9 protein-coding genes and 1 pseudogene are annotated in these 14,685 nt (G+C 42.4%); 6 read left to right on the top strand and 4 right to left on the bottom strand.

Annotated features, from left to right (window positions below):
* The first annotated feature begins 140 nt into the window (after positions 1 to 140).
* A complete protein-coding gene (locus tag H6G57_RS25375) occupies positions 141 to 4,151 on the top strand; it encodes a DNA-directed RNA polymerase subunit beta' (RefSeq protein ID WP_190523723.1) in 4,011 nt (1,336 codons plus the stop codon).
* Positions 4,152 to 4,275: 124 nt separating this feature from the next.
* On the opposite strand, the gene H6G57_RS25370 is transcribed toward H6G57_RS25375, so the two are convergent.
* Positions 4,276 to 4,752 carry an ankyrin repeat domain-containing protein gene (locus tag H6G57_RS25370; protein ID WP_190523722.1) on the bottom strand — a complete coding sequence of 159 codons (477 nt, stop codon included), beginning with the start codon at positions 4,750 to 4,752 and terminating at the stop codon, positions 4,276 to 4,278.
* A gap of 179 nt (positions 4,753 to 4,931) precedes the next feature.
* Between H6G57_RS25370 and H6G57_RS25365 the strand changes: the two genes are divergently transcribed.
* A complete protein-coding gene (locus tag H6G57_RS25365) occupies positions 4,932 to 6,335 on the top strand; it encodes a YdiU family protein (protein WP_190523721.1) in 1,404 nt (467 codons plus the stop codon).
* Between the two features lie 161 nt (positions 6,336 to 6,496).
* Positions 6,497 to 6,883, top strand: coding sequence for a hypothetical protein (locus H6G57_RS25360; protein ID WP_190523720.1), 387 nt, complete (start codon positions 6,497 to 6,499; stop codon positions 6,881 to 6,883).
* Positions 6,884 to 6,925: 42 nt separating this feature from the next.
* On the opposite strand, the gene H6G57_RS25355 is transcribed toward H6G57_RS25360, so the two are convergent.
* A complete protein-coding gene (locus H6G57_RS25355; RefSeq protein WP_190523719.1) occupies positions 6,926 to 7,510 on the bottom strand; it encodes an Npun_F5749 family FMN-dependent PPOX-type flavoprotein in 585 nt (194 codons plus the stop codon).
* 206 nt (positions 7,511 to 7,716) lie between these two features.
* On the opposite strand from H6G57_RS25355, the gene H6G57_RS25350 reads away from it, so the two are divergent.
* The 3 genes from H6G57_RS25350 (at position 7,717) to H6G57_RS25340 (ending at position 13,504) form a co-directional block, all read left to right on the top strand.
* A complete protein-coding gene (locus H6G57_RS25350; RefSeq protein WP_190523718.1) occupies positions 7,717 to 8,796 on the top strand; it encodes a tocopherol cyclase family protein in 1,080 nt (359 codons plus the stop codon).
* 131 nt (positions 8,797 to 8,927) lie between these two features.
* Positions 8,928 to 10,397: a leucyl aminopeptidase gene (locus H6G57_RS25345; protein WP_190523717.1), complete on the top strand. Its 1,470-nt coding sequence runs from the start codon at positions 8,928 to 8,930 to the stop codon at positions 10,395 to 10,397.
* Between the two features lie 317 nt (positions 10,398 to 10,714).
* A complete protein-coding gene (locus H6G57_RS25340) occupies positions 10,715 to 13,504 on the top strand; it encodes a PAS domain-containing protein (RefSeq protein ID WP_242049090.1) in 2,790 nt (929 codons plus the stop codon).
* Between the two features lie 71 nt (positions 13,505 to 13,575).
* On the opposite strand, the gene H6G57_RS25335 is transcribed toward H6G57_RS25340, so the two are convergent.
* Both H6G57_RS25335 and H6G57_RS25330 read right to left on the bottom strand, forming a co-directional pair.
* Positions 13,576 to 13,800, bottom strand: coding sequence for a hypothetical protein (locus H6G57_RS25335; protein ID WP_190523716.1), 225 nt, complete (start codon positions 13,798 to 13,800; stop codon positions 13,576 to 13,578).
* A gap of 351 nt (positions 13,801 to 14,151) precedes the next feature.
* Positions 14,152 to 14,523, bottom strand: a pseudogene (locus tag H6G57_RS25330) (IS4 family transposase); the annotation flags it as partial.
* Positions 14,524 to 14,685 lie beyond the last annotated feature (162 nt).

Below are 14,685 nucleotides of genomic sequence, written 5' to 3'. Positions count from 1 at the left end.
CAGGACTCTCAGCCCTTTAGGGCTTACTACAGTAGTGAGTCCTTCAGGACTCTCAGCCCTTTAGGGCTTACTACAGTAGTGAGTCCTTCAGGACTCTCAGCCCTTTAGGGCTTACTACGTTCTATTTCCTATTCCCTATTATGAAAAAAATCTTTCGGAATCAAGTGATTGATAAAGGACAATTAAAAAAATTAATGTCCTGGGCTTTTATGAATCATGGTACAGCCAGAACCGCCCAAATTGCTGATGAATTAAAGGATTTGGGATTCCGCTATGCCACAAAAGCTGGGGTTTCGATTAGTGTAGATGATTTACAAGTTCCCCCGTCCAAACGAGTGCTCTTAGAAGAAGCAGAAGAAGAAATTCGCAACACAGAACGCCGTTATATGAAGGGGGAAATTACTGAAGTTGAACGTTTCCAAAAGGTAATTGATACTTGGAATGGTACTTCCGAAACCTTAAAAGATCATGTGGTAGAAAACTTCAAAGCCAGTAATCCGTTAAACTCTGTTTATATGATGGCATTCTCTGGCGCACGGGGAAATATTTCCCAGGTTCGTCAGTTAGTGGGAATGCGGGGATTAATGGCTGACCCCCAAGGGGAAATTATCGATTTACCGATTAAAACGAATTTCCGTGAAGGTTTAACGGTAACAGAATATATTATTTCTTCCTATGGGGCGCGGAAAGGGTTGGTAGATACCGCTTTGCGAACCGCCGATTCTGGGTATTTAACTCGTCGTTTAGTAGACGTTTCCCAGGATGTGATTCTGCGAGAAATTGACTGTGGAACAACACGGGGGATTCGGATTCGCAGCATGACCGATGGCGACCGGGTGTTAATTCCCCTAAAAGACCGACTCATGGGTCGGGTGTTAGGGGAAGATGTTCGCCATCCCGAAACCGGAGAAATTGTTGAATATCAAGGGGAACAGGCGGTTAAAAATCAGGCGGTTAGTGAGGAGTTAGCTGTCGCCATTCAGGATGCTGGGGTTCAGGAGGTGTTTTTACGCTCACCCCTGACTTGTGAAGCCAACCGCTCTGTCTGTCAAACGTGCTATGGGTGGAGTTTAGCCCACGGTCATAATGTGGATTTAGGGGAAGCCATTGGAATTATCGCGGCTCAAAGTATTGGCGAACCGGGAACCCAGTTAACGATGCGAACATTCCACACTGGGGGGGTGTTTACCGCCGAAGCGGCTGCGGTGATTCGTGCCCATAGTGATGGAGTTGTTAAGTTCCCGAAAACCTTACGTGTCCGTCCCTTCCGTACCCGTCACGGAGATGATGCGTTCATTGTGGAAAGCAATGGCCATATTGTGGTAGACAGTGAAAACAAAAAACAAGAAAAACACAGCCTTTCCCAGGGGATAACGATTGTTGTCCAAGATGGTCAACGGGTAAAAGCTGACCAAATTCTTGCAGAAATTCCCGCCGGAGGTCGGACAGCCCGGAAGACAACGGAAAAAGCTACTAAAGATGTGGCGACGGATTTGGCTGGGGAAGTCAAGTTTGCGGATGTGGTTCCCGAAGAGAAAACCGACCGTCAAGGAAATATGACCCGTATCGCCCAACGGGGGGGTCTGATTTGGGTTTTAGGGGGAGAAGTTTATAACTTACCTCCTGGGGCTGAACCTGCGGTTAAAAACGGAGATTCGGTAGAACCGGGAAGCGTTCTCGCCCAAACCAAACTCGTCTCTGAACATGGGGGATTAGTCCGAATTCGCGAACAAATTGGCCCCGATGAGTTACCCCGTGAAATTGAGATTATTACCGCCTCTGTGCTCCTGGATGAAGCCTTGGTGCGGTTGGTACAAATGCAGGGACGGGAACAATACATTATTGAGACCAATAGTAATCACCGCTTCTTGCTGAAAGTTAGTCCCGGTTCCAAGGTAGAAAACCATGATGTGATTGCAGAACTCATGGACGATAGCTACCGGACAAAAACCGGGGGGATTATCAAATACGCCGGGGTGGAAGTCGCCAAACGGGGTAAGGGGAAACAAGGTTATGAAGTCACCCAGGGGGGGACTCTGTTATGGATTCCTGAAGAATGCCATGAGGTGAATAAGGATATTTCCTTACTGTTAACTGAGGATGGACAGTATGTAGAAGCCGGAACCGAAGTGGTCAAGGATATCTTCTGTCAAACCAACGGGGTGATCGAAGTAACTCAGAAAAATGATATTCTCCGAGAAATCGTGATCAAATCGGGGGAACTGCATTTAGTCGATGACCCGGAAATGGTGATGGCGATTGATGGCCAGATTGTTAATCCCGGTCAAGAGGTGATTCCAGGGATTATCTCTCCAGACTTGCATTATGTGGAATATGTGGAAACCCCCGAAGGCCCTGCATTGTTGTTGCGTCCCGTTGTGGAGTTTAGTGTTCCTGAAACTCCTCCTGTTCCATCTCAGGAGTCTTTAAATGAGTCTATTGCTCTGCGGGCTGTGCAACGCTTAACCTACAAAGATGGGGAACGGGTGCGGTCTGTGGAAGGGGTGGAACTGCTGCGAACCCAGTTGGTGATTAGTATTGGCACGGAAGCCCCTCAGTTAGCGGCGGATATTGAGTTACTTCCCGATGAAAGTAGCCCCGATGTCATGCGGTTACAGTTGGTGATTTTAGAGTCTTTGGTAATTCGTCGGGACGTAACGGCTGATGCCACCCAGGGAAGCACCCGGACGCGGTTACTGGTTCATGACGGACTGGAAATTGAGAAGGGGGCTGTTGTTACCCGCACCGAGATTCTGTGTAAGGAATATGGCATTATTCAGGGGATTCGGTCGGGGTCGGAAATTCTGCGCCGTTGTTTGGTGGTACGGGATATTGACCAAACCACTATTGATTTCCCAGAAGGGGTGAAACCGGATGTGAAACTGGGTCAACTGTTGGTGGAAGGGGCTGAAATTGCGACCGGGGTGATTTTGCCGGAGTCGGGTCAAGTGATTGCGTTGGGCGACAAAATCGTGGGTGCGGGTACGACACCTGTAACGGGAAATCAGATTACGATGCGTCGGGGTCGTCCTTACCGGGTGTCTCCGGGTGCAATTCTCCATGTTAAAGATGGGGATTTGGTACAACGGGGGGATAACCTAGTATTATTGGTGTTTGAACGAGCCAAAACCGGGGATATTATTCAAGGGTTGCCTCGGATTGAAGAATTGTTAGAAGCTCGCAAACCCAAGGAAGCTTGTATTTTAGCCCGCCGCCCAGGAACCGCCCAAGTCTCGATGGATGAGGATATTGCCGAATTGCGGGTGGTCGAAAGCGATGGCACTGTTACGGATTATCCCTTAACCTCTGGTCAAACCCCATTAGTGTCTGATGGTCAAAAAGTAGATGCCGGACAACCTCTGACCGATGGCCCGTCTAATCCCCATGAGATTCTGGAAGTGTTCTATGATCATTATCTCGAACAAGGGGAAGGAATGTATGATGCGGCGTTGGGCAGTTTCCAACAGTGTCAAACCTTCTTGGTGAACGAGGTGCAGTCGGTCTATCAGTCTCAGGGGATTGATATTTCCGATAAGCATATTGAGGTGATTGTCCGTCAGATGACCTCGAAAGTGCGGATTGATGATGGCGGGGATACGACGATGTTACCCGGAGAACTGGTAGAATTGCGCCAGGTGGAACAGGTGAATGATGCCATGTCCATTACTGGAAGTGCTCCAGCGAAATATACTCCGGTGTTATTGGGGATTACTAAAGCCTCCTTAAATACCGATAGCTTTATTTCGGCGGCGAGTTTCCAAGAAACCACACGGGTATTAACAGAAGCCGCTATCGAAGGAAAATCCGACTGGTTACGGGGTCTGAAAGAAAACGTGATTATCGGACGTCTGATTCCGGCCGGAACTGGTTTCAATGCCTATGAGGAAGCGGGTGGTGCTGACTATGGCTTTGATAATGGCAGCTTGTATTTGGATGAAGAGGACGAAGACGAACTGCGAGATGTGGTACTGGATGACCAAACTGCACGGGTTTATAGCAGTTTTGAACGGGAAACTCCTCCTGCGAAACCCGGTAAAACCAGTAAGGCGTTCTATGAAGATAGTGAAGATGATCCTTTATTGTCCTCTATTCTCGATGACGAGTTGATTGATGATGAATACGAAGATGATGAGGATGATGAGGACGAATAATAAGAATTACGAATTACGAATTACGAATTACGAATTACGAATCTTGTAATTTGTAATTCTTAATTTGTAAGATGAGTTGATAGTGGATTGTAAGCGGGTATCCCTGCCCGCTTCACTCCCTATTTTAATCATGATCTCGAAATTGTTTAATGTATTCTACAACTTCGGTATGTTTCTCAGAAGCAGCCCAAATTAAAGCTGTCCAACTATTCTGATCTTTAGCGGTTAAATCTGCTCCTCGATTTAATAAGAATTCGACAATCGGTTTATGTCCGCTTCCTGCGGCTGCCATTAATACGGTTAAATCAAAATTGGTTTTAGCGTTAATCTCTGCACCAGACTCTAATAATAACTGCACAATTTCTAAGTTACCACTCGCTGAGGCTTCCATTAAGGGAGTCCAACCATCATTATCGCTACTGTTGACATTGGCTCCGGCTTCTAATAATAGTTTTACTATCTCTTTTTGCCCTAAATTAATGGCGGTAATTAATGCCGTATTTCCCTTTTCATCCTGAGCATTTAGATCAAGGGTTTGATTGAAACAAGCTTGAACTTTCTCAATTTCTCCCGTTTGAATTGCTTTAATTAATTCACTCATTGACTTAACTCCTGTTTTATTACGCTATTAAAAATATTGAGATAGGGTGAATGATTCCCAAAAAATAATAGCATTTATCCCTGGATATCTGATAGGGAATTTAAGATTTTTAAACATAAGAAATTGACAGGATTTAAAAATTAGGCTAATATTGTCAATAAGTTATCATTGGGGATTTTATGTCTAATCCGTTCCTGCACCTCGACTATGAACCCGCATTTGAGGCGTTAGGCGGTGACTATTCCGATGTTGTAGCAGCCAGTGAGTTTGGGCTCCATATCCTGCGGTTTCGTAATGATGCAGTTTTAACCCAGTTAGGACTCAACCCTGAAACCGTTACAGACGAGCATTTTATCGAAGCCTTTGGCAAATTTGAAACCGTGCAACCCTTATTAGCCATGCGCTATCACGGTTATCAATTTGGAGAATATAACCCCTATTTGGGAGATGGACGGGGGTTTTTATATGGTCAAGTGCGGGGAATAGATGGGGAATTATATGATTTTGGCACAAAGGGATCGGGAAGAACGCCCTACTCCAGAAATGCCGACGGAAGACTAACCTTAAAAGGCGGAGTCCGGGAAGTTTTAGCGGCTGAAATGTTGCATCGAATGAAGGTAAGAACGTCTCGCTGTTTAAGTTTAATTGAAACCGGAGAACAACTCTGGCGAGGAGATGAACCGTCCCCGACTCGCTCATCCGTTATGGTGCGGTTTAGTCGTTCTCATATTCGCTTCGGAACCTTTGAACGACTGCACTATTTTAAACGACCGGATTTAATCGAAAAATTGTTAGATCATGTGATTACTTATTATTATTCTAATTTAACATCAGAACGCGATCGCTATGCTTTATTTTATGCGGAATTAGTCAAACGAGTCGCAGAATTAGCCGCACAATGGATGGCTTCAGGGTTTTGTCATGGGGTCTTAAATACCGATAATCTGTCAATTACGGGGGAAAGTTTCGATTATGGCCCCTACGCCTTTATGCCTCACTATAACCTCCGATTTACCGCCGCCTATTTTGATTATGGAGGATTATATTGTTATGGAAATCAACCCTTTGTTTGTGAAGGAAACTTAGAGTTATTACAAAAACCGTTATCTTTAGTCATTCCTTCAGAAGACCTTCAAGCCGGGTTAACTTTATTTCAACAGTATTATCGAGATTTCTATCGTCAACGGATGATTAATCGTTTGGGATTTTCCCAAATTCCCACACCAGAAGCCGAAGAACTTTTGCAAATTACGATTAATTTACTGAAAGATAATTTGATTCATTATCATGACTTTTTCATTCAACTGCGAGAACAGTTTTGTGAGCAATGGCAAGACGAACCGCAAAATATTTTAAAAGACGCTGAACCCATGCAGCATTTAGATCGTTGGCGACAACTGTATTATCATCATTTACAAACTTTATCCTATCCCGAACTCGATGAAATCAAACAACGGTTAAAAGACTATAATCCTCAAGTGGTGATTGTTCGTCCTGAAATTGAGGCAATTTGGGAACCGATTACGGTTGAGGATAATTGGCAACCTTTTTATCAATTATTAGATAAGATTAAAGCAGAATAGCGTTAGTATATTAATGGGATGTCCCTAAAAATCCCTATACCTATTGGTGTAAATCCAGTTTGAACTTCAGTAAAGTCAGTTAAAATACGAAAGTAAGACCCTGAGCGTTAAACTTAAATCGGATTTAACCTCAGCAGCCCTTATTTTAGAGGAACGATACTATGACAGAGAATCAACCTGTAGATACAGCAACCCCGATGACTGCATCAATCATGGACAGTATCAAAGGGTTTTTGGGGAATATTCTGAGTAGTTGGAAAGTCAGAATTACATTACTGGCAATTGTGCTGTTAGGAATTGGGATTTTGGCTTTCTTTTATCAACATTGGGTTGCAGAATTTGGGATGAAACTGTGGACAAATAGTTCAGGCGCGAAACCCATTGAATGTGTGTTGAAAGATACAAATAATGATAATTATGTTAGCTGTAGCGCCTTATTAGGTGAACAAGTTGTTCCCCTAGAATGTAGTTCCAGTTTATTTAATTTGGGGTGTCGAGTCAATTATGGCTCTGCTTTACCCAATATTAAAGCCGCCAGAGGAAATTGAGATCAAAGGTTGGCTGTTGACTGTTGACTGTTGACAGCCTGTTTAAGGATTAACAATTTCTGTTAACCAACCTTGTTCAGAATTATAATAATAAAGGGTACGATTTTGAGGTTCTCCTTGGAGGTCTAAATGATCAACTTCCTGGGGTTCAAGTAATAATAAAATAAAATTAGACGGAGGTTCAAGGGGAATAATAGCTAGGGGGTTAAAAGCGGTAGATTCTGAACGAGGTTGGCGAGAATCTGGCCAGTAAAATTGTTGTTTTGCCGCATTTGATAAGAATTGCCAAAGGGTTGTTCTAGCGGTGGTTAAGGTTAAATCAGGATAGCTATCGGAAATCAATTTTAATTCCCCAAATAGACGAAATTGCTCACGGGTTTCTGGGAAATACCAACAGACTTCTCCCCAAGCATAATTCTGAATTTGATTAACTTTTTGACTGCGACTATCCGTAATTATTTGCAGTTGATTGGTTTCCGGTAAAAACCCCCGAAATACAACCGTTCTATTCGCCGGACGACCTTCTAAACCAACCGTTGCTAATTGGAAATAACGAGAATAAACTAAATGGCGATTTCGGTGTAATGCACTTGTTAAAGATAAACGCCAACCTGGAATATCATTCATAACCTGTAGTAAGCCCTTCAGGGCTTTCTTAACTTAATTTAAGAGGGAAGAGAGTCCTAAAGGACTCACTACGATTTGGGTTTTTATCCGTTATTTCAGGATAGCACTCAAAGCCATAATTTAGGTATAGAAATCCCCTAAAATACTAATACTCCGGTTATTTGTTCCCTGTTCCCTGTTCCCTACTCTATAATTTTAATACGCTTATGTTTAATTTGACTCGTCAATTGAACCCTTTACAAACGCCCCATAGTGGATATCATTGGGATGGAAGCGATCGCCGATTTTTTGAGGGGTGGTATTATCGAGTTACCTTACCCCCAGAAAAACAAACCTTTGCCTTTATGTATTCTATCGAAGATCCGATCGGAAATCAACCCCACAGTGGGGGAGGCGCGCAAATTTTAGGGCCAGATGATCAATATTTATGTCGCACCTTTCCCGATGTTAAAAAATTTTGGGCAACCTCCGATCAACTGGCATTAGGACATTGGGGAAAAACAGATTTAACCGCCTCCCCCGGATATTTAGAACCGGAAATTTTTGAGCGTTATATTCACCAAGGCTATCAAGGAACTGCCACCTTTCATCAAGGAAAATTATCTGATCCCGCTACGAATCAATTTTGTCATTGGCAATACAAAATTCAACCGATTTATGGCTGGGGAAATCCTGATCAACCCCAACAATCAACCGCCGGATGGTTATCTTTTTTACAAATTTTTGAACCCGGATGGCAAATTTTAATGGCTCATGGTTTAGCAACAGGTTGGATTAATTGGAATGGGAGAATTTATGAGTTTGAAAAAGCCCCAGCCTACAGTGAAAAAAATTGGGGCGGGAGTTTTCCCAAACAATGGTTTTGGGTCAATTGTAATAGTTTCAATGGAGAACCGGATTTAGCCTTAACCGCAGGAGGTGGACAACGGGGGGTGTTATGGTGGTCTGAATCCGTTGCTTTGGTCGGGATTCATTATCAAGGCAAATTTTATGAATTTGTGCCTTGGAATTCCGAGGTACATTGGGAAATTGAACCTTGGGGAAAATGGGTGATGAACGCTAAAAATGAACAGTATGAAGTGTCATTAATCGCAACAACGGATCACCCTGGAACGTTATTAAGAGCACCAACAGAACAAGGCTTAATCTTTCGTTGTCGAGATACCATGCACGGAAAAATTCACTTGCAATTAACAGCCAAAAACCGTATGATTTTGGAAGCCACCAGCGACCTGTGTGGTGTGGAAGTGGGAGGAAAAATCTGGCACGAAACCTGGACACAATAAATCAGATTTAACCATCAGGAATCATAGTTTTTCAAGAAAATACCGAAAATCCGGTTCACCTTTACGCTTTTCTTCCCTCCTGAACCCGAAAACGGTTTATATTTTTTAGAGTAACTGAGACGAAAACAACAATGGAATTTATAGCAACAAACACATCCCCCTTAGACTGGTCAGGCGATGTCCTCGCTCTAGGTTTATTTGATGATCAAGTTGAATTAACGGGAGACTTTGCCACCTTAGACGAAAAGTTGGCAGGAACCTTAAAAGAGTTAATTGAAGAAACCGAATTTAAGGCAAAAACCGATAGTAATATTTCCACTCGCGTCGGGGGAAATAGCTTGATTCGGAAAGTGATTTTAGTCGGTTTAGGTCAAGGGGATAAATTACAATTAGATACTTTACGACGGGCGGCTGCTAGTATTGCCAAAACCGCAAAATCCCTAAAAGCCAAAACGGTTGGGGTGAGCTTACCGATTTTTGAAACAGCAGAAGCCACCGCCCAAGCGATAACTGAAGGCATTGAATTAGCCCTTTATCAAGATACTCGATTTAAGTCAGAACCCGACGAAAAAGGTCACGGCATTACACAGATTGAATTATTGGGTTTACCGGGAACAGAAACTGCCATTACTCGTGCTCAAAATATCTGTTCGGGTGTCATTTTAGCACGGGAATTAGTCGCCGCTCCTGCTAATGAAATCAACCCGATTACAATGGCAGATATGGCAAAAAATCTCGCTGAAACCTACGGTTTTGAACTCAATATTCTGGAAAAAGAAGACTGTGAAAAATTAGGGATGGGGGCATTTTTAGGAGTAGCTCAAGCTTCGGATTTACCCCCTAAATTTATTCATTTAATCTACCGTCCTGAAGGAACGCCACGCCGCAAATTAGCCATTATTGGTAAAGGATTAACCTTTGATTCTGGCGGGTTGAATCTGAAAGTGAGTGGTAGTGGGATTGAAATGATGAAAATGGATATGGGAGGGGCGGCGGCAACCTTTGGGGCGGCAAAAGTTATTGGTCAATTAAAACCCGATGTGGAAGTGCATTTTATTAGTGCCGTGACCGAAAATATGATTAGTGGTCACGCCATGCACCCTGGAGACTTTCTCAAAGCTTCTAATGGTAAAACTATTGAAGTGAATAATACCGATGCAGAAGGACGATTAACTTTAGCGGATGCCCTGGTTTTTGCAGACAAATTAGGGGTGGATGCCATGATTGATTTAGCCACCTTAACAGGGGCTTGTATTATTGCATTAGGCGATGATATTGCGGGGTTATGGAGTCCTGATGATACCTTAGCTCAAGAGTTAGAAACCGCAGCCAAAACATCCGGTGAAAAACTCTGGCGAATGCCCTTAGAAGAGAAATATTTTGAAGGATTAAAAGCCATGCACGCCGACATGAAAAATACTGGGCCAAGGGCAGGGGGTTCGATCACAGCCACCTTATTCCTGAAACAATTTGTAGAAAAAACCCCCTGGGCTCATTTAGATGTCGCTGGCCCAGTTTGGACGGAGAAAGACAACGGTTATAATACCGCCGGAGCAACAGGTTATGGCGTGCGAATGTTAGTCAACTGGGTCTTAAATTAGATCATCTCCTGAAACCCCCTTTTTTTGGGGAATCACCCTTCTAAGTCTCCCTTTTTAAGGCTATGCCCTGAGCTTGCCGAAGGGGGGATTTAGGCGGATAAATTGAGATAAAATGATAGAAAACTTTAAATAACTCAATAAAAGTATAACAACTTGTATTAATTTGTAGAGTAACGTTAAATAATTTCTTACAATAAAGCCAGCATAACAGAGTCCTTAGATTCAGGGTGGTACACAATCAAGATCAGGGCTTTTTCTCCAAAAAGTCTATTAACTCTGCTATTGCCCTCTCTAAAATCATCGGCAATTTAAAGCGAATGTTTGAATTTTTTAAAGCCTTTTTTGAAAATACCATTATTTTAGAGGGATTTGCACCCCTCTGTTATCCCAACGCCACCAGTAATATTCCCCTACAACCCTCTATTCTGGGTACAGAAGGGCTAATGATTATAGCTCAGTACGCCTTAGCGGGGTGGCTGATTTATCGTCAACTCAGAGTCTCAGAATTACAGACATCCCCAACGGTAGAATCAACGTCCTGGGTGCGTCGAGTCTTAACCCGGTTTTCCTTCCAGCCTTCGACCGCTCAACCTCAGTTGTCCCTGGGGACATTGTTAATTTTGGGTTTAATCGCCAATGGAACACTTCATCTGATCTATCTGTTGCGAGGGTTCTATCCTACCCATAGTGTCCTCGGTATCAGTCAAGCTGTGTTTACAGTTTTGTTTTTGGGGAGCGTCGGGAGATTGATTCCCCTACTGACTCAATCCGCCACGGGGATTTTTCCACCTACCCCATCGGTTGAATTTTTCAAGAGTTGTGAAAGTTGCCATCATCAAATTATTTCTTCTCAAACCTCTTCAAAATTAGATAAACTTCGAGTCAATTTCTCTTACTTATTTAGATTAGATACGACTTTTCCGATTAAATTAAATCTCCATGAACCCCTAGAAGAAGTCCTGAAACTAACTAAATTTTCCATTGATAAAGCCGCCGATGCGATTTTTTGGGTGGGAGAAGACGGACAAATTTTATATGTGAATGATGCGGCTTGTCGGTCTCTGGGTTATGCACCTGAAGAATTATTAAAGTTGACCATTCATAATATTAATCCTGATTTTCCTGAATCCTCTTGGGCATTACATTGGAAAATTTTAAGGCGTTGTGGATCTTTGAATATTGAAGCTCGCCATCGTACCAAACATAACCGAGTTTTTCCAGTTGAAATTACCATTAGTCATCTCAATTTTAATGGAAAAGAATATCAATGTGCCTTTGCACGAGATATTAGCGATCGCAAACAAATTGAACGAACATTACGGGAACGTCAAGGAGAATTTCGTTCCTTAGTCTCGAATATTCCCGGTGCAGTCTATCGGGGAATTTTAGAAGAAGACCGGATGATGGTGTTTCTCAGTCAAGGGATTGAAACGATTACGGGATATCCCCCTAGTGATTTTATTCAAAATCGAGTCCGCTCTTTTAATAGTATTATTCATGCCGATGATTTAGAGACCGTTAAGCGAAAAATTCGGGTCAGTTTAGAATCTCGACAGCCTTATATTTTAGAATATCGCTTAATTGGGATAGATGGAACCATTCGCTGGGTTTATGAGAAAGGACAAGTTATTTTGACCGATGAAGAATCAACTTGTTGGTTAAATGGTGCTATTTTTGATATTACTGAAAAACGCCAAGCCTCGGAAGCTTTGAAAGCCAGTGAAGAACGGTTAAAATTAGCCTTAGCCGGAACGGATCAAGGATTATGGGATTGGAATTTAGTCAGTGGAGAAGTTTATTTTAGTCCCCAATGGAGTTCGATGTTAGGGTATGACACCAACAAAATTCAAGGAAAAGCTCGTTCTTGGTTAAAGTTAGTTCATCCTGATGATCGAGAATCGGTAATTGCTGTTCTGAAACAACATTTAGCCGGAGAAACCCCATTTTGTGAAATGGAACATCGAATGTTAAGCCATGCTGGGGAATGGAAATGGATTCTCAATCATGGTAAAGTTGTGGTGCACGATGAACAACAACAACCCCTACGAATGACGGGAACCGTTAAAGATATTAGCGATCGCAAAAAAACAGAAGAAGCTCTACGCCAATCAGAAGCCAGAGAACGCGCTAAAGCGCAACAATTAGAACTCACCTTAAGAGAATTAGGACAAGCACAAGCTCAACTGATTCAAACCGAAAAATTATCCAGTTTAGGTCAATTAGTCGCTGGAATTGCCCATGAAATTAATAACCCGATCACGTTTATTTATGGCAATATTACCTATGCCAGTCAATATATCCAAGACCTATTAGAATTAATCGCCTTGTATCAACAGTATTATCCCCAACCCCATGCTGAAATTCTACAACATCAAGAAACCATTGAGTTAAATTTTATCCTCGATGATTTACCTAAAATTTTATCTTCTATGGAAGTCGGAGCCAACCGAATTCGAGAAATTGTGCTCTCCCTACGGAATTTTTCTCGCTTGGATGAAGCAGACATGAAACCTGTGAATATTCATGATGGGTTGGAGAATACTTTATTAATTTTACAACATCGACTTCGCCCCCAAGCAGGTAGCCCTAGGGAAAAACGAAATCCCTCCATTCAAGTAATTAAAGAATATGGTAACTTACCGAAAACTGAATGTTATCCCGGTCAGTTGAATCAAGTTTTTATGAATGTTCTTAGTAATGCCATTGATGCGTTATTAGAAGGAGAATCTAAGTTTATTCATCCTCCCCAGCGCTTGAATTCCCCGACGGTGGGATGGCAGATTTCTTCCACTTCCCCAACTATTCGGATTCACACCGAATTGAATGACATGAATCGAGTGGTGATCCGCATTACTGACAATGGCCCTGGAATGACAGATCGAGTCAAACATCGTTTATTTGAACCCTTTTTTACGACAAAACCCGTTGGAAAAGGAACGGGTTTAGGGTTGGCTATTAGTTATCAAATTATTGCCAAACATCAGGGTAAATTAACCTGCTATTCAGAATTAGGAAAAGGCACAGAATTTGTCATTGAACTCCCTTTAAAACAAGAGTTTAGACAAAATCCTACCCTGCTGTTAGAAGTACAGTCCTCCAGTGCCTGAAAAAAAACTTAAACAGTGGTTGACAGGTCTAAATTTAGCCAACTTATTCCCTATTCCCTATTCCCTATTCCCTATTCCCTAGTGCTACGCACTATAGACAAGGAGGGTTCCTGATGATAAACCAGAGCAGAACGCTTGGCTCGACATTCTAAGAAGTGTTCCACTTCTTCGGGTGTTGTCACCCACGTTCTTAAGTCTTCATCCCAAGCAAACTCAATGCGGTGTCTCAATCTTAATTGAGAGACTCGTTGATGGGAAACTCCTAAAATTCGCGCTACGTCAGATTGTCTAAGCATGGGACTTTTAAACCCTAAAGTTGTAAATTAAAATCGATGATCTGGGCAGATCGCAATCAATAACTATTTAATTCTTTGGGTTTATGGTAACAGATTTTACCGGGAAATCACTCAGTAATTATTCGGAATTTTAAGCCTTTAATTTTCAAAAAAAATCCCCGTAATTTTACGGAGATTCCCGGTTGACAATTGCCTCGTTTCTCTCTAAAATTTCCTTGACCTTCGAGACGTTCAAGTTATATTACTACTGCTGGGGAGCCATCAAGATACTGTCACCTTGGCGTCTAATAAGTTGCGATCACTGCTCACATACGCAGAAACCCGGTTTCTTGCACAATACCTTCGCCAATTTTAGGAAGGAGTAGAAGAAACCCGAGTCTGATGAACACGACCCAGACAGCTAATCCTTGCCAAAATCTGAGCCAATAAAACTGGCTCAGGTTTTTCCACAAGTAGTTTAATGGTTTCTTCAACATATTTATAACCCCGGAAGTGGGCTTTGAGGTCAATTACACCGGAGTTGGGTAAAAATTGAGGAAGTTGCTCTAATAATAGGTGAGAAAGATTGACCATAAAAAATGACAAGTTAGCTGCATTAGTCACAGCAGTTGGGCTAACATTCATAAAATCTTCTAACCCCCAGAATTGTTTGGCATCACGAAAATTAAATTCAATTTGGAAGCGGAGGCTATAATAATCAATCAGTTGCTCCCACGCTAAATCGGCTCTCCTCAATAAATAGTGTAAAATTTCGCTTAAGCTACGTTTTACACTCCGACTGAATATGGACTTTCAACTAGAGCGTGTGCTTCGACCTCCCGAATATTACGGTGTTCACTTGTCAAGAACAAGAAGGTTTTATTGTTCTTAAATTAGACTTATTAA

Origin of the sequence: Planktothrix sp. FACHB-1365 (assembly GCF_014697575.1) — a bacterium.
In the GTDB taxonomy this organism is placed as follows: Bacteria; Cyanobacteriota; Cyanobacteriia; order Cyanobacteriales; family Microcoleaceae; genus Planktothrix.
The sequence above is the reverse complement of the archived record's forward strand: the minus strand, read 5'-3'. Positions and strand labels throughout refer to the sequence as shown.

Coding starts and splice junctions, on each gene's coding strand:
- H6G57_RS25375 (WP_190523723.1), top strand. CDS start 141: ATGAAAAAAATCTTTCGGAATCAAGTGATTGATAAAGGACAATTAAAA.
- H6G57_RS25370 (WP_190523722.1), bottom strand. CDS start 4,752: ATGAGTGAATTAATTAAAGCAATTCAAACGGGAGAAATTGAGAAAGTT.
- H6G57_RS25365 (WP_190523721.1), top strand. CDS start 4,932: ATGTCTAATCCGTTCCTGCACCTCGACTATGAACCCGCATTTGAGGCG.
- H6G57_RS25360 (WP_190523720.1), top strand. CDS start 6,497: ATGACAGAGAATCAACCTGTAGATACAGCAACCCCGATGACTGCATCA.
- H6G57_RS25355 (WP_190523719.1), bottom strand. CDS start 7,510: ATGAATGATATTCCAGGTTGGCGTTTATCTTTAACAAGTGCATTACAC.
- H6G57_RS25350 (WP_190523718.1), top strand. CDS start 7,717: ATGTTTAATTTGACTCGTCAATTGAACCCTTTACAAACGCCCCATAGT.
- H6G57_RS25345 (WP_190523717.1), top strand. CDS start 8,928: ATGGAATTTATAGCAACAAACACATCCCCCTTAGACTGGTCAGGCGAT.
- H6G57_RS25340 (WP_242049090.1), top strand. CDS start 10,715: ATGTTTGAATTTTTTAAAGCCTTTTTTGAAAATACCATTATTTTAGAG.
- H6G57_RS25335 (WP_190523716.1), bottom strand. CDS start 13,800: ATGCTTAGACAATCTGACGTAGCGCGAATTTTAGGAGTTTCCCATCAA.